Origin of the sequence: Candidatus Blastococcus massiliensis AP3 (assembly GCF_000582785.1) — a bacterium.
In the GTDB taxonomy this organism is placed as follows: domain Bacteria; phylum Actinomycetota; class Actinomycetes; order Mycobacteriales; family Geodermatophilaceae; genus Blastococcus; species Blastococcus massiliensis.
Window position 1 is genome coordinate 70,236 of record NZ_HG931175.1, and the last position, 19,665, is coordinate 89,900.

At 73.5% G+C, this 19,665-nt stretch carries 20 protein-coding genes; 3 read left to right on the forward strand and 17 right to left on the reverse strand.

Features of this window, described 5'->3' with window-relative positions; all coding sequences use genetic code 11:
- Positions 1 to 134: 134 nt before the first annotated feature.
- The gene (locus BN344_RS14515; RefSeq protein WP_231486881.1) at positions 135 to 956 is read left to right on the forward strand and encodes a hypothetical protein; all 822 of its coding nucleotides are present in this window, start codon (positions 135 to 137) and stop codon (positions 954 to 956) included.
- Between the two features lie 9 nt (positions 957 to 965).
- On the opposite strand, the gene BN344_RS14520 is transcribed toward BN344_RS14515, so the two are convergent.
- The 3 genes from BN344_RS14520 to BN344_RS14530 are packed head-to-tail and all read right to left on the reverse strand — an operon-like array spanning position 966 to position 4,800.
- Entirely contained in the window at positions 966 to 3,152 is a 2,187-nt protein-coding gene (locus tag BN344_RS14520; protein ID WP_231486883.1) for an intein-containing Rv2578c family radical SAM protein, read from the reverse strand.
- A gap of 30 nt (positions 3,153 to 3,182) precedes the next feature.
- Positions 3,183 to 3,599, reverse strand: coding sequence for an Lrp/AsnC family transcriptional regulator (locus tag BN344_RS14525; protein WP_040339929.1), 417 nt, complete (start codon positions 3,597 to 3,599; stop codon positions 3,183 to 3,185).
- Positions 3,600 to 3,645: 46 nt separating this feature from the next.
- A complete protein-coding gene (locus tag BN344_RS14530; protein ID WP_051515967.1) occupies positions 3,646 to 4,800 on the reverse strand; it encodes a M24 family metallopeptidase in 1,155 nt (384 codons plus the stop codon).
- Between the two features lie 76 nt (positions 4,801 to 4,876).
- On the opposite strand from BN344_RS14530, the gene BN344_RS14535 reads away from it, so the two are divergent.
- Entirely contained in the window at positions 4,877 to 5,794 is a 918-nt protein-coding gene (locus BN344_RS14535) for a 5'-3' exonuclease (RefSeq protein ID WP_040339930.1), read from the forward strand.
- Positions 5,795 to 5,806: 12 nt separating this feature from the next.
- Here BN344_RS14535 and BN344_RS14540 read toward each other — a convergent pair whose 3' ends face one another.
- The 8 genes from BN344_RS14540 to BN344_RS14575 form a co-directional block, all read right to left on the reverse strand.
- On the reverse strand, positions 5,807 to 6,166 hold the full coding sequence (locus BN344_RS14540) for a DUF4333 domain-containing protein (protein WP_040339345.1): 360 nt from the start codon (positions 6,164 to 6,166) through the stop codon (positions 5,807 to 5,809).
- Positions 6,167 to 6,201: 35 nt separating this feature from the next.
- Entirely contained in the window at positions 6,202 to 9,039 is a 2,838-nt protein-coding gene (locus BN344_RS14545; RefSeq protein WP_040339346.1) for a DEAD/DEAH box helicase, read from the reverse strand.
- A 62-nt stretch (positions 9,040 to 9,101) separates the two neighbouring features.
- The gene (locus BN344_RS14550; protein ID WP_040339347.1) at positions 9,102 to 9,989 is read right to left on the reverse strand and encodes a diacylglycerol/lipid kinase family protein; all 888 of its coding nucleotides are present in this window, start codon (positions 9,987 to 9,989) and stop codon (positions 9,102 to 9,104) included.
- Positions 9,990 to 9,992: 3 nt separating this feature from the next.
- Positions 9,993 to 10,901 carry a twin-arginine translocase subunit TatC gene (gene tatC / locus BN344_RS14555; protein ID WP_040339348.1) on the reverse strand — a complete coding sequence of 303 codons (909 nt, stop codon included), beginning with the start codon at positions 10,899 to 10,901 and terminating at the stop codon, positions 9,993 to 9,995.
- Between the two features lie 24 nt (positions 10,902 to 10,925).
- A complete protein-coding gene (tatA, locus tag BN344_RS14560; protein WP_040339349.1) occupies positions 10,926 to 11,255 on the reverse strand; it encodes a Sec-independent protein translocase subunit TatA in 330 nt (109 codons plus the stop codon).
- 64 nt (positions 11,256 to 11,319) lie between these two features.
- Positions 11,320 to 11,526, reverse strand: a complete 207-nt coding sequence (locus BN344_RS14565) for a hypothetical protein (RefSeq protein ID WP_040339350.1) — start codon at positions 11,524 to 11,526, stop codon at positions 11,320 to 11,322.
- Positions 11,527 to 11,535: 9 nt separating this feature from the next.
- Positions 11,536 to 12,528 carry a helix-turn-helix transcriptional regulator gene (locus BN344_RS14570; RefSeq protein ID WP_197022339.1) on the reverse strand — a complete coding sequence of 331 codons (993 nt, stop codon included), beginning with the start codon at positions 12,526 to 12,528 and terminating at the stop codon, positions 11,536 to 11,538.
- The gene (locus BN344_RS14575) at positions 12,525 to 13,505 is read right to left on the reverse strand and encodes a helix-turn-helix transcriptional regulator (protein ID WP_040339351.1); all 981 of its coding nucleotides are present in this window, start codon (positions 13,503 to 13,505) and stop codon (positions 12,525 to 12,527) included. Before BN344_RS14575 ends, BN344_RS14570 begins: the two co-directional genes overlap by 4 nt.
- A gap of 64 nt (positions 13,506 to 13,569) precedes the next feature.
- On the opposite strand from BN344_RS14575, the gene BN344_RS14580 reads away from it, so the two are divergent.
- Positions 13,570 to 14,688, forward strand: a complete 1,119-nt coding sequence (locus BN344_RS14580; RefSeq protein ID WP_040339352.1) for a DUF3866 family protein — start codon at positions 13,570 to 13,572, stop codon at positions 14,686 to 14,688.
- 6 nt (positions 14,689 to 14,694) lie between these two features.
- On the opposite strand, the gene BN344_RS14585 is transcribed toward BN344_RS14580, so the two are convergent.
- The 6 genes from BN344_RS14585 to prcA are packed head-to-tail and all read right to left on the reverse strand — an operon-like array spanning position 14,695 to position 19,664.
- Positions 14,695 to 15,525, reverse strand: coding sequence for an aminoglycoside adenylyltransferase domain-containing protein (locus tag BN344_RS14585; protein ID WP_051515968.1), 831 nt, complete (start codon positions 15,523 to 15,525; stop codon positions 14,695 to 14,697).
- Positions 15,522 to 16,268 carry an SDR family oxidoreductase gene (locus BN344_RS14590; RefSeq protein WP_040339353.1) on the reverse strand — a complete coding sequence of 249 codons (747 nt, stop codon included), beginning with the start codon at positions 16,266 to 16,268 and terminating at the stop codon, positions 15,522 to 15,524. Before BN344_RS14590 ends, BN344_RS14585 begins: the two co-directional genes overlap by 4 nt.
- A 40-nt stretch (positions 16,269 to 16,308) precedes the next feature.
- Positions 16,309 to 17,667 (reverse strand): Pup--protein ligase, encoded by a 1,359-nt coding sequence (gene pafA, locus BN344_RS14595; RefSeq protein ID WP_040339354.1) that lies wholly within the window; start codon positions 17,665 to 17,667, stop codon positions 16,309 to 16,311.
- A 55-nt stretch (positions 17,668 to 17,722) separates the two neighbouring features.
- Positions 17,723 to 18,070 carry a hypothetical protein gene (locus tag BN344_RS14600; protein WP_040339355.1) on the reverse strand — a complete coding sequence of 116 codons (348 nt, stop codon included), beginning with the start codon at positions 18,068 to 18,070 and terminating at the stop codon, positions 17,723 to 17,725.
- 9 nt (positions 18,071 to 18,079) lie between these two features.
- Complete coding sequence (locus tag BN344_RS14605) at positions 18,080 to 18,739, reverse strand: Type 1 glutamine amidotransferase-like domain-containing protein (protein ID WP_040339356.1); 660 nt, start codon at positions 18,737 to 18,739, stop codon at positions 18,080 to 18,082.
- A gap of 49 nt (positions 18,740 to 18,788) precedes the next feature.
- Complete coding sequence (prcA, locus tag BN344_RS14610; protein ID WP_040339357.1) at positions 18,789 to 19,664, reverse strand: proteasome subunit alpha; 876 nt, start codon at positions 19,662 to 19,664, stop codon at positions 18,789 to 18,791.
- Position 19,665 lies beyond the last annotated feature (1 nt).

Sequence of the window (19,665 nt, forward strand, 5' to 3'; positions counted from 1 at the left end):
CTGTTGCTGCGTGGCCGCCCGGAGGGCGGCTGGGCATTCGTTCGGCGAGTGACCACACATCAAACGCGCACCATTGTTGGGGATAACGGTAGTGTCACGTCATGAATGGTGTGTGGCAGCAGCCATTGCCCGACATGCCGGTCCCCCCGCCGGAGCGTGCGTGGCGCCGATGGTCGCCGCCGCCCGGGTACGAGACGCAGTGGCGCCGCCTGGCAGAGGCCGCACTCGAGCTGGATCTCGGGCCCGATGCGCTCGCCGAGACCGGGCTGGAACCGATCGCCACCGCGCGGGACTGGAAGCCGGCGACGGTGGCGCTGTACAGCAAGGTCGCCCGGTACGGCGGCCTGGCGCTCCCCCGAGTCCCGACGCCGGAGCCGGACCCGCCCGAGCTGGATCTGCGGCCGCTGACCGAACTGCGTGCCTCGGATCCCGAGCACGTCCGGGCCGTGGCCTGGTGCGCGCTCGCGCTGGCGTGGCCCGCGCCGGTCGGGATGTTCCGCTCGCTGCGTCGCGACCAGGTCCACGCCGGGGCCCGGCGTCTGGTCGTGCGTACCGACGAGGGCGAGTGGGCGGTGCCCGGTGCCCGAACCGCCTGGTTCGCCTGGGAGGCGGTGCGCGAGCGGTACCCGGCGCTGGCGGTCAGCCCGTGGGTGCTGCCGGCGCTGCGTCGCGGGCCCGGGCTGGACTCGCGGATCGGCGGCCGGCTGTCCAACCAGGCGCTCCAGGTGACGTTCGCCAAGCACGCGGGGCGCACTGCCCAGTACCTGCGGGCGACCGCTCCCCCGACGCGGGAGGAGGCAGCGGCCGGGCTCGCGGCCGCCTACCGCGAGCTCTCCTACGACTCCTTCCGCCGGCTGGCCCTCGCTGCCGGGGCGCCGCCGGTGGCCGCACGCGGCGTCGTGCGCGCCGCACGGTCCGTGGCCCGTACGGCGCGCGCTCCGCGCCTGGCGGGCTGATCCCCGGCGTCAGAGCAGCGAGAGCTGCTCACCGGTGGCGCTGGACGGCTCGGGCTCGACCGCCGTCGCTGACCGCTCCCCCTTCGGCCGCACCCCCGGCATACCCCCGGTCGGCAGGCTGCCGGCCGGGAAGCCGACCTCCTCGTCCCCGGGGACGCCGGTGGCGATGCGGCCGTCCGCTCCCCGTGCCGCTCCCCCGGACTGCCGGTCGAGCCCGTGCCGGGCGAGCAGCGGCGCGACGCGTCCCGCGAGCCAGGTGCGGTACTCGGCGGAGACGTAGGCCCGGCGCGCGTACATGCGCTCGTACCGAGGCACCAGTTCGGGGTGGGCGCTCCGGAGCCAGGCCATGAACCATTCCCGCGCGCCGGGTCGCAGGTGCAGCGGGATGACCGTGACCCCGCTCGCGCCGGCGGCCGCGATGGCGGCGAGGGCCGCGTCCAGGGAGGCCTCGTCGTCGGTGAGGCCGGGCAGGACCGGAGCGAGGAACACTCCGCACGGCAGCCCGGCGTCGGCCAGCGCACGGACGAGGTCCAGCCGGGCCCGCGGTGTGGGGACGCCCGGCTCGAGCGCGGCGTGCAGGTCGTCGTCCCAGATGGCCACGGACACCCCGAGGCCGAGCGGGACGTCACGGGAGGCCTCCGCCAGCAGTGGGACGTCACGGCGCAGCAGGGTGCCCTTGGTGAGGATCGAGAACGGCGTCCCGGAGTCGGCGAGCGCCCGGATCACTCCCGGCATGAGCCTGTAACGGCCCTCGGCGCGCTGGTACGGGTCGGTGTTCGTGCCCAGCGCGACGTGCTCCCGCTGCCACGACGGGCGGACCAGTTCGCGGCGGAGCACCTCCACCAGATTGGTCTTCACGACCACCTGGCTGTCGAAGTCCTTGCCGGAATCGAACTCGAGCCATTCATGCGTCTTGCGAGCGAAGCAGTTGTGGCTCACCACCCCGTTCGCGACGAAGTCGCCGGTGCCCGTCGTGATGTCGTACATCGGCATCTCGAGGCCGAGCGACTCGATGGAGCGAACGCGGAGGTCGGCGTCGCTCTTGATCGCCATGCCGGTGACCGAGCACTTCCTGCGGATGGCCGGATCGACGAGGTGGACGAAGCGCAGGTGCTCCCGCAGCCCGCCGCGCAGGCGAACGGCGCAGACCCTCGTCGGAAGTCCGCGGTCCTCGAGAACGGCATCGAAGTCGAAGGATGCGAACGCCTGGCGGGTGTACGTCAGCATCTCGGTGTCCGCATTCGAGATGCGGAGGACGCCGCAGCTCCGACTTCCCTCCGCGTCGAAGATTCCGGCGAGGAAACCGCGTCTCCAGGCACTGGACACATCGTCCGGCCATTCGACGATCCGTCGTATCGCAGCCACTCGGGCAGCTGACTGCGTGCGGATGCCGGTCATTGCTCGTCGCCGGTCGGTCGCGGGCGAGAAGTCGAAGCGGTCGGTGGGGATGCCCTCCATCGCGAGGTACGCCTGGGTCCGGGTCAGCGCATCGATGTCCGCGAGCGCCAGACGGAAGCGGTGCACATCGCCAGGATTTCGGTCGACGCGCTCGTACCGGTAGGTCTTCAGCAGCGCATCGCCACGGATCATCCCGGTCAGGTATCCCCGTCGGTAGTCAGCGCAGGCGCCGAGCGACTCCACGGTTCGTCCGAAGCCGAGCAAGGTGTCGTTGGTGGTGAGGTACGGACGCTGGTGTGCGCCACTCATCGCACCGCTGACGTGCTTCCAGCCTCGTCCGGTGAGGAACCGGTGGTCGCCGCTGGCCACGAGTGTCGTTCCGTCAGCGAGCGTGACCCGATGGGCCGGTTTCACCGACGACCAGTGGGCCTGTACCTCCGTCTCGACGTAGTGGCGGTAGGAACCCCGGCGCTCCGTGCCGATGATCCTGTCCCCGACGCGCAGGTCCGCGATCGCCTTCTGCCGGCCGTCCGCCATCAGCACGCGGGTGTCGCCCGCCAGGCAGTACACGCACGAATGACTACAGCCCCTGTAAGGATTGATCGTCCAGGGGAACGGCATCGCGGAGTCGCCCGGCACGTGGTTGAGGGCGCTGCGCGCCCTGACCTCGTGGAACGTCAGCCCCGGGAACTCCGGCACCTGCACGCTGCGCAGCAGGCCACGGATGCTCGGCATGCCCGGCAGTGCCGACGGGTCCTCGAGGTCGAGCTGCTGCGCTTCCCACCGCATGACGCTCATACGAACACCTGTTCGAACAGATGTCCAGTCTCAGACGGGTGGGCGGCCCTCGTAGCTCGTGGAGAGGACCACCGTCGTCCGGGTGGAGACCTGTGCGGTGGCCCGGATCTCGCGGAGCAGCTCCTCGAGCGCGTCCGGCGAGGGGACGCGGACCTTGAGGATGTAGCTCTCCTGCCCGGCCACCGAATGGCACTCCTCGATCGCCGGCAGGTGCGCGAGCAGGGCCGGCGGGTCCTCCGACTGGACGCCGATGGGGGTGATGGAGACGAAGGCGGTCAGCGGCAGACCGAGCAGCTTGGGATCGAGGGTCGCCCGGTATCCGGTGATCAGGCCGCGCTGCTCCAGCCGCCGCACCCGCTGGTGCACGGCGGAGACCGACAGACCCACCTTCTCCGCCAGTTCCGTGTAGCTCGCCCGCCCCTCGCGGGCCAGAGCGGCCAGGAGCATGCGGTCGACGTCGACAGCAACCGGAGCGGCGGTGACGCCTCCCGTCTCAGCCCGGGAGTTCGACGAGCTCACGGGGACCGAGGTTCAGCGAGCGGACGCCGTCGTCGGTACAGACGACGATGTCCTCGATGCGGGCGCCACAGCGCCCCGGCAGGTAGATGCCCGGTTCGACCGAGAAGGCCATACCCGGCACGAGCGGCAGGTCGTTGCCCTCGACGATGTAGGGCGCCTCGTGGGAGTCCAGCCCGATGCCGTGCCCGGTGCGGTGGATGAAGTGCTCGCCCCAGCCGGCGTCGGCGATCACCTGACGCGCGGCGGCATCCACCTGCTCGGCGGTGACGCCGGGACGCACCACCGCGACGGCCGCCTGCTGGGCGGCGTGCAGGACGCCGTACCACTCGGCCACCTCCGGCGACGCGCTGCCGCCGACGACGTAGGTGCGGGTGCAGTCCGACCGGTAGCCGGTCGCCGTCTCCCCGCCGATGTCGATGACGACGACGTCGCCGGCCTCCACCGTGCGGTCGGACAGCTCGTGGTGCGGGCTGGCGCCGTTCGGGCCGGAGCCGACGATCGTGAAGTCCACGCCGACGTGCCCCTCCTCGAGGATCGCGGCGGCGATGTCGGCGCCCACCGCGGCCTCCGTGCGCCCGACGGCGAGGAATTCGGCCATCCGGGCGTGCACGCGGTCGATCGCCGCCCCGGCCGACGCCAGCTCCTCGACCTCCGCGGCGGACTTGACCATGCGCAGCCGGTCGAGGACCGGTCCGGCGAGCTCCAGCGCCGCTCCCGGCAGCGCCCGCTGGACCCCGAGCGCGTGCTCGGCCCACGTGCGGGCGCTCACCGCGACCCGGGACGGGGCCGAGCCCAGCCGCCCGAGCGCGACATCGGCGAGCAGCGCGAACGGGTCGTCGGTCTCGTCCCACGCCAGGACCTCGAGGCCGAGCGCACCGGCGGGGCTCACCTCGACCATGGGCGCTTCCAACCGCGGGACGACGAGGAACGGCTCGCCCCGGCTGGGGACGGCCAGCGCCGTCAGCCGTTCCATGGCGTGCGCGTCGTACCCGGTGAGGTACCGCAGGTCCGATCCCGGCGTCAGCACCAGCAGGTCGGCACCGGTCTCCGCGGCGAGGGACCGGGCGGCGTGCACCCGGTCCACGGTCACGAGCGGGCCGGTCCGCACGGGCGCTGTGTCGGTTCCCACTCGGGCAGACTAGCCAGCGGGGCCGTCGCTGCCCGCATGCGTGCGCCGACCGCTAGCGTCCGCTCCCGTGACGACCATGCTGCTGGACGCCGCCTCGCTGTACTTCCGCGCCTTCTACGGCGTACCGACCAGCGTGACGACCCCGGACGGACGGCCGATCAACGCGGTGCGCGGGTTCCTCGACATGACCGCGCGGCTGCTCACCGCCCACGGCCCCGACCGGCTCGTCGCCTGCTGGGACGACGACTGGCGCCCCGCCTTCCGGGTCGAGGCCCTGCCGTCCTACAAGGCACACCGCGTGGCGCCCGAGGGCGGCGAGGAGACCCCCGACGAGCTGGGTCCCCAGGTGCCGATCCTGGTCGACGTCCTCGCCGCGACGGGCATCGCACGGGTCGGCGCACCGGGCTACGAGGCCGACGACGTCATCGGGACGCTCGCCACCCGGGCCCGCGGACCGGTCGACATCGTCACCGGTGACCGCGACCTGTTCCAGCTGGTCGACGACGGTCGCGGCCTCCGGGTGCTCTACACCAACCGGGGCATCGCCGACATCGAGACCGTCGACGAGGCCGCCGTCGCCGCCAAGTACGGCATCCCAGGGCGCGCCTACGCCGACTTCGCGGTGCTGCGCGGCGACCCGAGCGACGGGCTCCCCGGCGTCGCCGGTGTCGGCGCCAAGACAGCCGCGGCGCTGATCAACGAGTTCGGCGACCTGGCCGGCATCCGCGCCGCGGCCGCGCGCACCGTCGTGCCCCGTGCTCCGCTGACCGCGGCGGTGCTGAAGAAGCTGCACGCGGCGGAGGACTACCTCGACCGCGCGCCGGTCGTCGTCGCCGTCGCGACGGACATCGACATGCCCGCCGTGGAGGGCCCGCTCCCCCGCTCGCCGGCCGACGCCGGCGCCCTCACCGACCTGGCCGAACGGCACGGGCTGCAGTCGTCGCTGCGGCGGCTGGGCGCCGCGCTCGGCTGGCCCGCCGACGCCGCCGGCTGACCTGCCGACGGCTCACTCGACGTCCCACACGTAGGCGGGGGGCTCCTCGTCCGTGATCGTGAGGACGAGGGTGAGCTCCTCGTCGTCGGTGACCGCCTCGCACTCGTACTCCCGGCCCTCGATCACACCCATGCCGCGGGGACAGTCGACGTCCACACCGATCTCGTAGCGCTCCTCGAACTGCTCGGCGATGTCGCTCTCCACCCGGGCCCGGTCCAGGAACGTCGGGCCCAGGCCGGCCCATCGGGCGACCGCCAGTCCGGCGACGACCACGGCCACCAGCAGCCACCCGTAGAGCGGGCGGAGGCGGCGCCGCGCCCTCGGCGGAGCCGCCGGCGGGGACTCGGAGCCCGCCATGTCCGGGTCGCTCACGCCGGTCCCTCCCCGCCCCTGCGCACGTTCATCGGTCAGCCGCCCACCGCGACGGCGACCACGCCGCGCCGGACCCGGCCCACCGCGGTCCGCGCCACCGCGGCCACGTCGTCGTCGGCCACCTTCCCCACCTGGTCGAGCAGGTCGATCAGCTGGCGCATCCAGCGGACGAAGTCCCCGCCGGAGAGCTCGGTACCGGCCTGCTCGGCGCCGGCGAGCACCCGGTCGAGGCTCTGCCCGTCGGCCCACCGGTAGGCCGCCCAGGCGAATCCGAGGTCGAGGTCGCGGGTCGCCCGGACCCCGTGCGCGGCCTCGACGTCCTCCAGGCGGGCCTTCACCTGGCGCATCTCCGCCACGGCCGCCGTGACCTTGCCGGTCGGGATCGCCGGCAGCGCGGGCAGATCCCGCCGAGCCTCGAAGACGACGGTGGAGACGGCGGCGGCCAGTTCGGCGGCGTTCAGCCCGCGCCACGCACCGGCACGCAGGCACTCGGCGACGAGCAGGTCGGCCTCGGACCAGATCCGGGCGAGGCGCCGTCCGTCGTCGGTGATGAGCGGCAGGTCGTCGGCCACCCCGATCACCGCGGTGTCCGCCGGCACCAGCGGGGCCGGCTCGGGCACCAGGTAGCCGAGCTCCTCGAGGACGTCGCAGGTCGCATCGAACTGCTGGGTGAGCGAGCCGGTCCGCTCGGCCATCGTCCGGTGCAGCGCCTCGGCCTCCCGTACCGAGCGCAGCCAGCGCTCGGCCACCCGCACCCGTTCCTCGCGGTCGGGCAGCGCGTGCACGGGGTGGCGGCGCAGCAGGGCGCGCAGATCGGCCAGCACCGGGTCGTCGGCGGCGGCGGACCGGCCCTTGGCGATCCGCCGCGCCCCGAGATCGTTCTCCACGCGGGCGTTGCGCAGGGTCGAGGCGAGATCACGGCGGGCGTGCGGGCTGCGGTGGTTGAAGTTCTTGGGCACCCGCACGCGGGCCAGCGCGGACACCGGCGTCGGGAAGTCGGCCGACCCCAGCCGGCCGGCCCACTTGTCCTCGGTGAGGACGAGCGGACGCGGGTCGGCGAGGTCGGTGACGCCGGGGTCGAGGACGACGGCCAGGCCCTGCCGGCGTCCTGACGGCACCCGGATGACGTCGCCGGGCCGGAGGGCGGCCAGCGCGTCGGCGGCGTCCATCCGGCGCTTGGCCTGCGAGTCGCGGGAGAGCTCCTTCTCCCGGTCGGAGATCTGCCGGCGCAGCAGTGCGTACTCCCCCACGTCGCCGCGTTCGGACCGCATGTCGGCGGCGAACTTCTCGGCCTCCCGCTCGTGCCGGGCCGCGGCCCGCGCCAGGCCGACCACCGACCGGTCGGCCTGGAACTGGGCGAACGACGAGGCCAGGAGCTCGCGGGCGCGCGCCCGGCCGAAGGAGCTGACCAGGTTGACGGCCATGTTGTAGCTCGGCCGGAAGGAGCTCTTCAACGGATAGGTGCGGGTGCTGGCCAGCCCGGCGACGACGGAGGGGTCCATGCCCGGCGCCCAGATCACCACCGCGTGGCCCTCCACGTCGATGCCCCGGCGTCCGGCCCGCCCGGTGAGCTGGGTGTACTCCCCCGGCGTGACGTCGACGTGCGCCTCGCCGTTCCACTTCACCAACCGCTCGAGGACGACCGTGCGGGCCGGCATGTTGATGCCCAGCGCCAGCGTCTCGGTGGCGAACACCGCCTTGACCAGACCGCGGACGAAGCACTCCTCGACGGTCTCCTTGAAGGCGGGGACCAGCCCGGCGTGGTGGGCGGCGAGCCCGGCGAGCAGCCCTTCGCGCCACTCCCAGAACCCGAGGACGTGCAGGTCTTCCTCCGGCAGCGACCCGGTGCGCTCGTCGATGATCGCCGCGATCTCGGCGCGCTCGGCCTCGTCGGTCAGCCGCAGTCCGCTCAGCAGGCACTGGTGGACGGCGGCGTCGCAGCCGTTGCGGCTGAACACGAAGGTGATCGCCGGCAGCAGCCCGGCCTTGTCCAGCCGCTCGATGACGTCGGAGCGGGCCGGGGGCCGGTGGCGGGGCCGGAAGCCCGAGTCGCGGCGGCGGTCGCCGCCCCAGCCCTCGATGCGCCTCTCGTGCTCGCGGACGTAGCGCACCAGCTCGGGGTCGACCACCGAGGCGCCCCGCTCCCGGGTGGTCAGCTGGCGCGGTGCGTCGCCCTGGGCGTCGGAGTGCGCGGCCGGGCGGAGGGCGAACAGGTCGAACACCCGGTTGCCCACCAGCATGTGCTGCCACAGCGGGATCGGGCGGACCTCGCTGACGACCACCTCGGTGTCCCCGCGGACGGTGACCAGCCAGTCGGCGAACTCCTCGGCGTTGCTGACCGTCGCCGACAGCGAGACCAGCGTGACCGATGGCGGGAGGTGGATGATCACCTCCTCCCAGACGGCGCCGCGGAAGCGGTCGGCCAGGTAGTGGACCTCGTCCATGACGACGTAGCCGAGCCCGGTGAGCGCCGGCGACTCGGCGTAGAGCATGTTGCGCAGCACCTCGGTGGTCATCACGACCACGGGGGCGTCCCCGTTGACCGCGTTGTCACCGGTGAGCAGGCCGACCCGCTCGGGGCCGTAGCGCTGCACCAGGTCGTTGTACTTCTGGTTGGACAGCGCCTTGATCGGCGTCGTGTAGAACGCCTTGCGGCCCTCGGCCAGTGCCTTGTGCACGGCGAACTCCCCGACGACGGTCTTGCCGGCGCCGGTGGGTGCGCACACCAGGACTCCGGAGCCCTCGTCGAGGGCTTCGCAGGCCTCGACCTGGAACGGGTCGAGGGAGAAGCCGAGCTCCGCGGTGAAGTCCGCCAGGGCCGGGTGGGCGGTCCGGCGCCGGGCGGCGGCGTACCGCTCAGCGGGGCTGGACATGCCCCCACGTTATGCCCGCGATCAGGGACTCGCCGGGAGGGGCCACGACGGCCGTTTCGGCCCTAGGCGCGGGCGGTGCCGACGACGGTCAGCGCGCCGGGGACGCACTCGACGACGACGGGCAGCGGGGCCACCGGCTCGCCGTCGGCGTACGTGGTGACGCCGGGGCACGCCAGCTCCACCCGCGAGGCCCGGAACACCGACACCGACGGGTGCTCGACGTGCGTGCCGTCGGCCAGCCGGGGCCGGGTGCGGATCAGCTCGCCGCGGCTGGTCGGCCCGACGACGGTGACGTCGAAGAGCCCGTCGGCGGGGTCCGCTCCCGGGCAGATCCTCAGGCCGCCGCCGTACCAGGCGGTGTTGCCGACGGCGATCATCGTGGCGGGCACCGTGCGGACCTCGCCGTCCAGACCGAGGGTGATCTCGTACGGGCGCAGACGGGCCAGTTCCAGCAGCACCGCCACGTCGTAGCGACGGCGTCCGCGCGGCCAGCGCAGCCGGTTGGCGCGGTCGGTGACCGCGGAGTCGAAGCCGCAGCAGAGCACCGTGGCCCACCAGCGCTCGCCCACCCGGCCGGCGTCGAGGGTCCGGGCCGCGCCGGCTCGCAGGTCGTCGGCGAGCGCCCGGGTGGCCGCCCGTGCGTCCGCGGGGACGCCGAGGGCGAGAGCCAGGTCGTTGCCGGTGCCGGCGGGGACCAGCCCCAGCGGGGTGCCCGTCCCGGCGATCGCCTGCAGCGCGGCGTGGGCGGTGCCGTCACCACCGACCGCCACGACGGCCGCCGCGCCCCCCGAGACCGCCGCACGCGTCTGGACCTCGGCCTCGGCGCCGGTGACGGCGGGCAGCACCTGCGGGCGCAGACCCGCCGAGGTCAGCTCCGCGAGCACGACGTCCGCCCACCCGCGAGCCCGGCCACGGCCCGCGGCAGGGCTGACGAGAACGGCGACGTCCACCGGTCAGCCGCGGGTGGGCGCCGCGGTGGAGCCCTGTGGTTCGTCGAGCGTGGACGGGCGGGCGTCGAGGGGCGAGGCGTCGTCGTCGGACAGGTCGTGGAAGTGCTCTGCGGCCTCACGCCGGGCACGGCGCCGGTCGACGAACCGGGCGATCTGGATGGCGATCTCGAACAGCAGGATCATCGGACCGGCCATGAACAGCATCGTGAACGGGTCCTGCGTCGGGGTCACGAACGCCGCGAAGACGATCGTCAGGAAGAAGATCCAGCGCCGGCTCCTGCGCAGCACGTCGTAGCTGAGGATGCCCACGAGGTTGAGCGCCACGGCGATCAGCGGGATCTCGAAGCTGGCGCCGAAGGCGATCAGCAGCGAGATCATGAAGCCGATGTAGTCGGGTGCGGTGAGCGCGATGATCGTGCCGTCGCCGGCGAGCGACAGCAGCAGCTCGAGGCCCTTGGAGAGCGCGACGTAGGCGAGCACCGCTCCCGCGACGAAGAGCAGGCTGGAGACGGCGACGAACGCGATGCCGTAGCGCTTCTCGTTGCGCTTGAGGCCGGGCGTGATGAAGGCCCAGAGCTGCCAGAGCCACAGGGGTGCGGAGAGCACGGCTCCGGCGAGCATCGAGACCTTGAGCCGGATGAAGACTCCGCCCCACACGTCGGTGATCAGCAGGCCGCACTCGGTGTCACCGCCGCCGTAGCGGAGCTCGGGGTCCAGGTTGCAGTAGGGGGCGCGGATGAACTCACCGAGACCGTGCTCGTACCACCAGAACGCGATCACGGTGCCGACCAGCAGGGCGAGCAGCGCCTTGCCGATCCGGTTGCGCAGCTCGGTGAGGTGGGCGACCAGGCTCATGGTCGCCGTCGGGTCACGCGGCTTGCGCCGCCGCCGCCGGACCGCCCCCTCGCTCACGCCTGGACTTGTTCTCGGGAGAGGTCAGCGGGGGCCGTCGGCCGCGCGCGCACGCTCGGCCTGGGCGCGCAGCTCGGCAGCGCGCAGCTCGGCCGCGCGCGCCTCCGCCTCGAGCTCGGCGGCGGCGTCGACCGGCGTCACGATCTCGCCGCGCACCGGCGTGGTGCGGGCAGCCTCCTTCGCGCGGAGGTCGACGGCCGCGGCGTCGTCGTCCTTCATGCCCTTCATCTCGCCCTTGAAGATGCGCAGGGAGCGGCCCAGCGATCGGGAGGCGTCGGGCAGCTTCTTGTAGCCGAACAGCAGCAGGATGACCACAAGGATCACGATCAGTTCCGGTGCGCCGAGTCCGAGCATCAGGGGTCCTCCAAGGTCGTGGCACCGGCGATGCTACGCCGGAGGGGGGCGTCGCCCCCGTCCATCAGCGGCTGCCGACGGGCCCGTCGTCGGTGCCCGCGGCCCGGCCGGTGGCCCGTTCGAACTGCTCGAGCACGGGGCGGACCTCGCGGTCGAACGCCGCGACCTCGCGGGCCAGCCGCGCGCGGGCGCCGAGGACGCCGTACGCGAGGGCACCCAGCACGACGACGGCCAGGGCCACGACGACGATCCACACCACGAGCAGCAGCACGGCCCGACCCTAGCCGGTGCCCTCCGTGGCGGACGGCACCTCGACGCCGTAGCGGGCCAGCGCGGCCCGGGCGTCGGAGGCGACCTGCGCCGCGAGCTCCGCCGGCTCGTCGACGGTCGCGCCGCCGCCGAGCGAGGCCACCAGCCGGCGCGCCCAGGCGAGGTCGGCGGTGCGCAGGGTGACCGCCAGACCGCCGGGCGGGTCGTCGACCGGGCTGGTGGTGTCGACCGGGTAGTAGTCGGCCACCCAGCGCGCGCTGCGGTCCAGCCGCAGCCGGACGGCCGGTGAGCCGGCCTCGGGCTGGTAGATGCCGTTCTGCACGTCCCGCTCGTGTGCCTGGGGTGGCGGCGCGGCCGGCTCGTCGAGGACAGCGACGTCGTCGACCCGGTCGAGGCGGAACAGCCGCACGCCCTCGGACCGGCGGCACCACGCCTCCAGGTACCAGCGGCCCTCGACCAGCAGCAGCCGCATCGGGTCGACCGTGCGCTCGGTGCGCTCGTCCCGGGTGGGCACGTAGTAGTGCAGGTGCAGCGCCCGCTTCCGCTCCAGCGCGTCGCGGACGACGGCGAGGGTCTCCTCGCGGGCGTCGACGCTCACCGCCACGGGGGTGACCTCGGCGGCGTGCCCGGCCGCGGCCGACACCTTCGCCAGGGCGGTGGACACCGCCGCGCGCTCGGCCAGGCCCGGCAGCTCCAGGAGGGTCCTGAGGGCCACGACCAGGGCGACGGCCTCGTCGGTGGTCAGCCGCAGCGGGCGCACCATGCCGGCGGTGAACGTGACCCGCACGCGGTCGCCCTCGAAGGAGAGGTCGATGAGATCGCCCGGTCCGTGGCCGGGCAGACCGCACATCCAGAGCAGCTCCAGGTCGTTGCGGAGCTGCCGCTCGGTCACCGAGAAGTCGCGGGCGGCCTCGGCCAGGGCCACGCCCTCGGGGCGGGCGGTGAGGTACGGGACGAGCGCGAGCAGGCGCGTCATCCGGTCGGTCGTGCCGGTGACGGTCACGCGGTCTCCCCCATGGCGGCCAGGCGGGTGAGCCGGGCGATCACCGCCTCGCGGATCTCGGCGGGCGACTCGACCAGCACGTCGGCCCCGTGGCCGGCCAGCCGGTCGGCCAGGGACCACGGCTCGGTGGTGCGCAGCTCCAGCCGGTCCTCCTGCCCGTCGTCGGTCGGTCCGAGCGGCGTGGCCCAGCGGCGCAGGCCGATCGCCGTGCCGGGACGGGCGCGGACGACGACGACGTGCTCCTGGCCGCCGTACTGGCCGGCGACCATTGCACCCAGGTCGAGGTCGGCGGGCGGCTCGAACGCCCCGGCGGGGCCGGTGATCTTCGGGGTGCCGACCACCCGCGAGAGCCGGAAGACGCGGGGCTGCTGCCGGTCGAGGTCCTGGCCGCCCAGGTACCAGCGCCCGTGCCAGGCGACGACGCCCCAGGCCTGGACGTGCCGGCGGGTGGGTGCGTCCTCGTCGGGGCGCCGGTAGTCGAACTCGACGACCCGGCGGTCCCGGGCGGCGGCGTAGCAGGGGTCGAACGCCGGCTCGCCCGCATCGAGCCGCGGCTGGAGCGGGATGCCGCGGGAGGAGTCGACGTCCACGCCGGCGGCCTTGAGCTTGACCAGGGCGCTGTGCGCGGCGCCGGCGAGCTGCGCCGACTCCCAGAGCCGCAGGGCCAGGCCCACCGCCGCTGCCTCCTCGCCGTTGAGCTGGATCTCGGGCAGCTCGTAGTCGGCGCGGGCGATGCGGTAGCCGTCCTCGGTGTCGAACACGCTGGTGCGGCCGGTCTCCAGCGGCACGCCCATCTCGCGGAGCTCCGCCTTGTCGCGCTCGAACATCCGCTTGAACGCCTCGTCGGCGCGCTCGGTGCCGTCGTCGGCCTCGTATCCGGGGACGGTGGACCGGATGCGCGCGGCGGTCACGAACTGACGGGTGCTCAGCAGCGCGATGACCAGGTTCACCAGTCGTTCCGCCCGCTTGGCCGCCATGGGCACCAGGCTATCCAGGTTCGGCCGGACAGCCGTCCCCCGGGACGCTGGATAGCCTGCGGACATGAGCTCCTCCCCCTCGTCCCGCATCCGCTGGCGACGTGGGGAGGTGACCGCGGTCGGCCGCGCCTGGCGCGACGCGCTGGAGCTCACGGTGGCGGTGCCCGACGACGGCGACGTGCGCGCGCTGGCCTACCCGTCGCTGGTCGGCGTCCCCGAGGTGGGCGACTCGGTGCTGCTGAACACCACGGCGTGGGCGCAGAACCTCGGCACCGGCGGCTACGCACTGGTGGTCGCCGTCCCCGACCGGCTGCCCGAGGACCCCACCGGCCCGGGCCACCTCGTGAAGGCCCGGTACACGCCGCTGCAGGTGACCGTCCAGGGCGTCGACGAGCAGGACACCGAGCACCACGCGACGCTCGCCGAGGCCGACTCGCTGGACGGGATGCCGGTGGTCGTCGCGGACCTGCACTCCGCGCTGCCCGCCGTCCTCATCGGCGCGCTGGCGACCGACCCCGACCTCAAGGTTGCCTACGTGATGACCGACGGCGGCGCGCTGGCGGCCGGGTTCTCCCGGACGATCGACGCGCTGAAGCGGTCGCTGGCGGGTGTGATCACGGTGGGGCAGGCCTTCGGCGGCGACCTGGAAGCGGTGACCGTGCACACCGGGCTGCTGGCCGCCAAGCACGTGCTGGGCGCCGACCTGGCCATCGTCACGCAGGGACCGGGCAACCTCGGCACCGGGACGCCGTGGGGTTTCTCCGGTGTCGCGGCCGGCGAGGCCTGCAACGCGGTGAGCGTGCTCGGCGGGATCCCGGTCGGCGCGCTGCGCATCTCCGACGCCGATCCGCGGCCGCGCCACCGGGGCGTCTCGCACCACTCGCTGACGGCGTTCGGGCGGGTGGCGCTGGGCGGGGTCACGCTCGTGGCGCCGCGCGGCCTGGGCTCGGAGCTCGGGGCGCAGGTCGACGAGGACCTGGCCGGCCAGCCCCAGCGCAACCCGGTCGTGTGGGTGGACACCGACGGGCTGGAGGCGGCGCTGGGCCTCTCCCCCGTGCCGCTGCGGACGATGGGCCGCGGTTTCCCGGAGGAGCGCGCCTACTTCCTCGCCGCCGCCGCGGCCGGCCGGTACGCGGCGCTGGAGGTCCCGGTGCCCGCGGAGGCCGGGAGCGACGGCTCCTGACCCGGCTCAGCGGTCCCGCCGAGGCAGCGTCGGGGCCGCGGCGAGCTCCTCGGCGTAGCGCGCGAACCGCAGCGTCTCGGCCACGCTGCCGGGCCGCGGCGGGGCGTCCCACGGCAGCGGACGGTCCTCGAGGACCTGGGTGAGCAGCGGCTCCCACCCCGGGTCCAGTGCTTCCCGGCCCCACAGCAGCGCCGCCCGCTTGGACGTGACCCTGCCGGAGTGCAGGGTCTGCAGCATCCGGCAGTAGGTGGCCACGGCGTAGCGCTGCGCCCAGGCGATGTCGAACGTCGTCCAGGTCTGCAGCTCGGTCAGGAACCGCGGGATCTCGGTGCGCATGCGCGCCCGGAGGAGGTCGCCGGGTACCTCGTCGACCAGGGTGCGCGGGTCGGGCCCGGCCAGGGTGATCCCCCGCTCGCGCAGGATCCACCGGACGACCTCGGTGTTGCAGTGCGTCGACCACTGCATCTCCCGGGAGCCGCGGTCGATGTACAGCCACGGCCGCCCGAGGCTGCGCACGCTGCGCAGCTCGGTCTCCTCCGGGTAGGAGCCCTCCAGCTCGGTGGACCACTGACCCAGGCGGGTGGGGATCTCGTCGTGCAGCCGTCGCAGGCCCGCCTCCTGCTCGGGGTCGATCGGCCCCCGGACCGGCACGAGGAAGTCGCAGTCGCTGGCCTCGTCGAGGTCGCCCAGGGCGGCGGATCCCTGCAGGTAGGCGCCGACGAAGCTGCTGCCCAGGATCTCCCGGGCGCGCTCGACGAGCTCGACCACCAGGGCGTCGAGCTCGGGGAACGGGGTGGGGTGCTGCTCGACGGGGCCCCACGGGTCGCGGTGGGTCATCGGCGGAAGCCGCCCTCGGCGTCGATCGTCTGGCCGGTCACCGACCGCGCGTCCGGCCCGGTCAGCCAGGCGACGACGGCGGCGGCCTCGTCCGGGGTGCCCCAGCGGCCGCGAGGCAGGGCGCCGGCCAGCGCGGCAGCCAGGTCCGGCGTCGCCCAGCCGGTATCGGTGGGTCCGGGATTGAGGCAGTTCACGGTGATGTCCCGGCCGATCAGCTCGTCGGCGAGGGTCGCGGTGATCTGCTGGACCGCACCCTTGCTGAGCGCGTAGGCGACCTCGCCCGGCATGGGGCCGCGGTGCTGTCCGGAGGTGAGCAGGACGACCGAGCCCGGTCCTGCGGCGGGTTCGTACTGCGCCGCGAACGCCTGGGTGAGCAGGACTGCCGCGCGGGCGTTCACGGCGAAGGAGAGGTCGAGCTCGGCGGCGGTCACCTCTGCCAGCCGGCCCGACGAACTGCGCGCGTGGTTGACCACGAGCGTGATCAGCGGACCGATGGCGTCCCGGGCGAGGGCGACCAGCTCCGCTGGCGCCTCCGGGTCGGCGAGGTCGACCTCGAAGGACGGCGGGTCGCCCAGCTCGGCGAGCACTGCGGTGGGGTCGTCGGCGCCCCACGGCTGCTCGCCGTCGTGCGGCGCCCAGGAGGAGACCGCGACGCGGTCACCGCGTGCCAGGAGCCGGCGGGCGACGGCGAAGCCGATGCCGGCCCGGCGGCTGACGCCGGTGACGAGGACGTTGCGGGTCACAGTCTGCACACTGCAGCAACGGGCAAGCGGATTTCTCCGCCTACATGCTGGCGATGAGCTTCTCGACGCGGTCGTCGACGGACTTGAACGGGTCCTTGCACAGCACGGTGCGCTGGGCCTGGTCGTTGAGCTTGAGGTGCACCCAGTCGACGGTGAAGTCGCGGCGCTTCTCCTGGGCCTTGCGGATGAACTCGCCGCGCAGCCGGGCTCGGGTGGTCTGCGGCGGCACGTTCTTGGCCTCGAACACGCGCGGCTCGTGGGCCACGCGCTCCACCTGGCCGGCCCGCTCCAGCAGGTAGTAGAGCCCCCGGGTACGGCTGATGTCGTGGTAGGCGAGGTCCATCTGGGCGATCCGCGGCGAGGACAGCGTCAGGTCCCGCTTGACGCGGTAGCGCTCCAGCAGGCTGAACTTGATCGCCCAGTCGATCTCCCGGTCGATGAGGCTCAGGTCCTCGCTGTCGACGGCCTTGAGCACCCGGCCCCACAGCTCCAGCATCTGCCGGTGCACCGGGCTGACGCCCTCGCGGTCGGCGAACTCCAGTGCGCGGTCGTGGTACTCGGACTGGATCTCCAGGGCCGACATCTCCTTGCCGCTGGAGAGCCGCACCTTGCGCCGTCCGGTCATGTCGTGGCTGATCTCGCGGATGGCCCGGATGGGGTTCTCCAGCGTCATGTCCCGGATGGGGACGCCGGCTTCGATCATGCGCAGGACGAGGTCGGTCATCGCGACCTTGAGCAGCGTGGTCGTCTCGCTCATGTTGGAGTCGCCGACGATCACGTGCAGCCGGCGGTAGCGTTCGGCGTCGGCGTGCGGCTCGTCGCGGGTGTTGATGATCGGCCGGGAGCGGGTGGTGGCGCTGGAGACGCCCTCCCAGATGTGCTCGGCGCGCTGGCTGACGCAGTAGATGGCCCCGCGCGGGGTCTGCAGCACCTTCCCGGCGCCCACGACGATCTGCCGGCTCACCAGGAACGGGATGAGGACGTCGGCCAGCCGGCTGAACTCGCCGTGCCGGCCCACCAGGTAGTTCTCGTGGCAGCCGTAGCTGTTGCCCGCGGAGTCGGTGTTGTTCTTGAACAGGTAGATGTCGCCGGCCACGCCCTCCTCGGCCAGGCGCTGCTCGGCGTCGACCAGCAGCCCCTCGAGGATCCGCTCGCCGGCCTTGTCGTGGACGACGAGCTCGGTGACGTCGTCGCACTCGGCGGTGGCGTACTCGGGGTGGCTGCCGACGTCGAGGTAGAGCCGCGAGCCGTTGCGCAGGAAGACGTTGGAGCTGCGGCCCCACGAGACCACGCGGCGGAACAGGTAGCGGGCGACCTCGTCCGGGGAGAGGCGTCGTTCTCCCTTGAAGGTGCACGTGACGCCGTACTCGGTCTCGATGCCGAAGATCCGTCGGTCCACGATCCGAGCCTAGGCCGCTTCGCCGACCGGAGCCCGGTCCGCAGCGCCCAGCGCCTCAGCCGTCGCCGTCGACGCGCTGCAGGAGCTCGTCGAACGCCTTCTCGATGTCGTCGTGCCCGTTCTGCGACGCGCGCTGCTTGCCATGGATGAGGGCGGCCCGGTTGACCTTGGTGAAGTCCCCGTACGGGAACCGGTAGCGGGCCTTGGTCGCCTCATTGGCGTCCTGGTCGAGCGCGAGGTGCCAGGCGGCGTAGCCGCCCCAACCGTGCTTCTCGATCTCGGCGTTGCCGTCGTCTGCCGAGGGTGCGGCGTCGGACCACTCGGTGTCCGCGTCGACCGTGCCCGCATCGATGAGCTTCCGGGCCTGCGTCAGCGCGTCCTGGTTCACGCGGTAGGTGGGCATGCCGCTCCCCTACCCCGCCGGCCGGCCCACGATCGTCCTGACGTCGTCGCGGATGACGAGGGCCTCGCCGTCGCGGAGCGGCAGGTGTGGGATCCCCTCCCGCCGGTAGCGCTCGGCGATCCGGTCCAGCGCCGGGCTTCCCGGATGGCCGGGCGACCGGACGTGCGGGACGACGCGTTCGGTGAGAACGCCCAGACCGGACCAGGTCGGGGCCGCGCCGTAGAGACGCTGGACCGCCGCTGCGTCGTCCACGGCCTCGAGACCGCGGAGGGAGGGGCCCAGGACGCACGGCCCGGCGCTGTACCCGGCGTAGACGATGCGGTCCGAGCGGAGCAGCTCGGTCAGGACGTCGTCGGCCCCCGACCGCGCCAAGACGTGCCGCAGCACGAACACGTTGCCGCCGCGCACCCACACCGCGTCGCAGCCGGCGAGGACGGCGCCGACCGCCGGGCCGCCTGCACCGGCGTGCTCGCGCAGGTCGAGCTCGAACGGGCGCAGCCCCAGTCCGGTGAGGGCGTCCACCTCGGCGCGGACCTTCTCGCGGCGCACGTCGGGCGGCTCCGCGTCGACGGCGTTCGCGATCACCGCGGTGCGCGCCCCCTCCCCCGCCAGGCGGACCAGCCACGTGGGGTCGGTGCCCAGCCGGAAGGACGAGAGGTACAGCCTCATGCTGCGACCGGTCCGCGACGTCAGCTGCCGGTGGGCCTCTCGGCTCCCGTCAGCCCTCGCCGCCGTCCTCGGCGTGCCGGGCCTCGTACTCAGCGCCCCCGGCGGTGTCCGGGTTGGCCGGGTCCCCGAGTCCCGCGGGCGTGCCCGGTTCGGAGACGCTGGGCGCGTGCGCCGTGGTGGCAGGTGCGTCGTCGGTCGCGTCGGGGGTGGGGTCGTCACCGAGCAGGGTGCGCAGCGCCGACCCGGTGATCCGCCGGAAGGCCCGCTTGGGGCGCCGCCGGTCCAGCACGGCGACCTCGAGCTGGGCGCCGGTCAGCCGGGTGGGGCCGCCGTTGGTGGCGCCGGCCGTGACCGGGCTGACGGCCGAGAGCGCGCGGACGCCCACCTCGAGGGCGTCGGACAGACCCATGCCCTGGTGGAAGTGCTCGCGCAGGTTGCCGGTGACCGCCTCGGCCTGGCCGCCCATGACGACGAAGTCGGGCTCGTCCACGATGGAGCCGTCGAAGGTGAGCCGGTAGAGCTGGTCGTCCTCGGGCCGGATGCCCACCTCGGCCACGCAGAGCTCGACCTCGAAGGGCTTGGTCTGCTGGGTGAAGATCTCGCCGAGGGTCTGCGCGTAGGCGTTGGCGATGACACGGCCGGTGACGTCGCGGCGGTTGTAGGAGTAGCCGCGGACGTCGGCCATGCGCACGCCGGCCACCCGGAGGCTCTCGAACTCGCTGTAGCGGCCTACGGCGGCGAAACCGATGCGGTCGTAGAGCTCCCCCACCTTGTGCAGCGTGGAGCTCGGGTTCTCGGCGATGAAGAGGACGCCGTCGGCGTAGGTGAGGACGGCGACGCTGCGACCGCGGGAGATCCCCTTACGGGCGTACTCCGAGCGGTCCCGCATGAGCTGCTCGGGCGAGGCGTAGTACGGCATGGTCATG

Excerpts from the sequence above, each read along its gene's own strand:
- BN344_RS14515 (WP_231486881.1), top strand. The coding sequence starts at position 135 with ATGCCGGTCCCCCCGCCGGAGCGTGCGTGGCGCCGATGGTCGCCGCCG.
- BN344_RS14520 (WP_231486883.1), bottom strand. The coding sequence starts at position 3,152 with ATGAGCGTCATGCGGTGGGAAGCGCAGCAGCTCGACCTCGAGGACCCG.
- BN344_RS14525 (WP_040339929.1), bottom strand. The coding sequence starts at position 3,599 with ATGCTCCTGGCCGCTCTGGCCCGCGAGGGGCGGGCGAGCTACACGGAA.
- BN344_RS14535 (WP_040339930.1), top strand. The coding sequence starts at position 4,877 with ATGCTGCTGGACGCCGCCTCGCTGTACTTCCGCGCCTTCTACGGCGTA.
- BN344_RS14545 (WP_040339346.1), bottom strand. The coding sequence starts at position 9,039 with ATGTCCAGCCCCGCTGAGCGGTACGCCGCCGCCCGGCGCCGGACCGCC.
- tatA (WP_040339349.1), bottom strand. The coding sequence starts at position 11,255 with ATGCTCGGACTCGGCGCACCGGAACTGATCGTGATCCTTGTGGTCATC.
- BN344_RS14575 (WP_040339351.1), bottom strand. The coding sequence starts at position 13,505 with ATGGCGGCCAAGCGGGCGGAACGACTGGTGAACCTGGTCATCGCGCTG.
- BN344_RS14580 (WP_040339352.1), top strand. The coding sequence starts at position 13,570 with ATGAGCTCCTCCCCCTCGTCCCGCATCCGCTGGCGACGTGGGGAGGTG.
- BN344_RS14585 (WP_051515968.1), bottom strand. The coding sequence starts at position 15,525 with ATGACCCACCGCGACCCGTGGGGCCCCGTCGAGCAGCACCCCACCCCG.
- BN344_RS14600 (WP_040339355.1), bottom strand. The coding sequence starts at position 18,070 with ATGCCCACCTACCGCGTGAACCAGGACGCGCTGACGCAGGCCCGGAAG.
- BN344_RS14605 (WP_040339356.1), bottom strand. The coding sequence starts at position 18,739 with ATGAGGCTGTACCTCTCGTCCTTCCGGCTGGGCACCGACCCCACGTGG.
- prcA (WP_040339357.1), bottom strand. The coding sequence starts at position 19,664 with ATGACCATGCCGTACTACGCCTCGCCCGAGCAGCTCATGCGGGACCGC.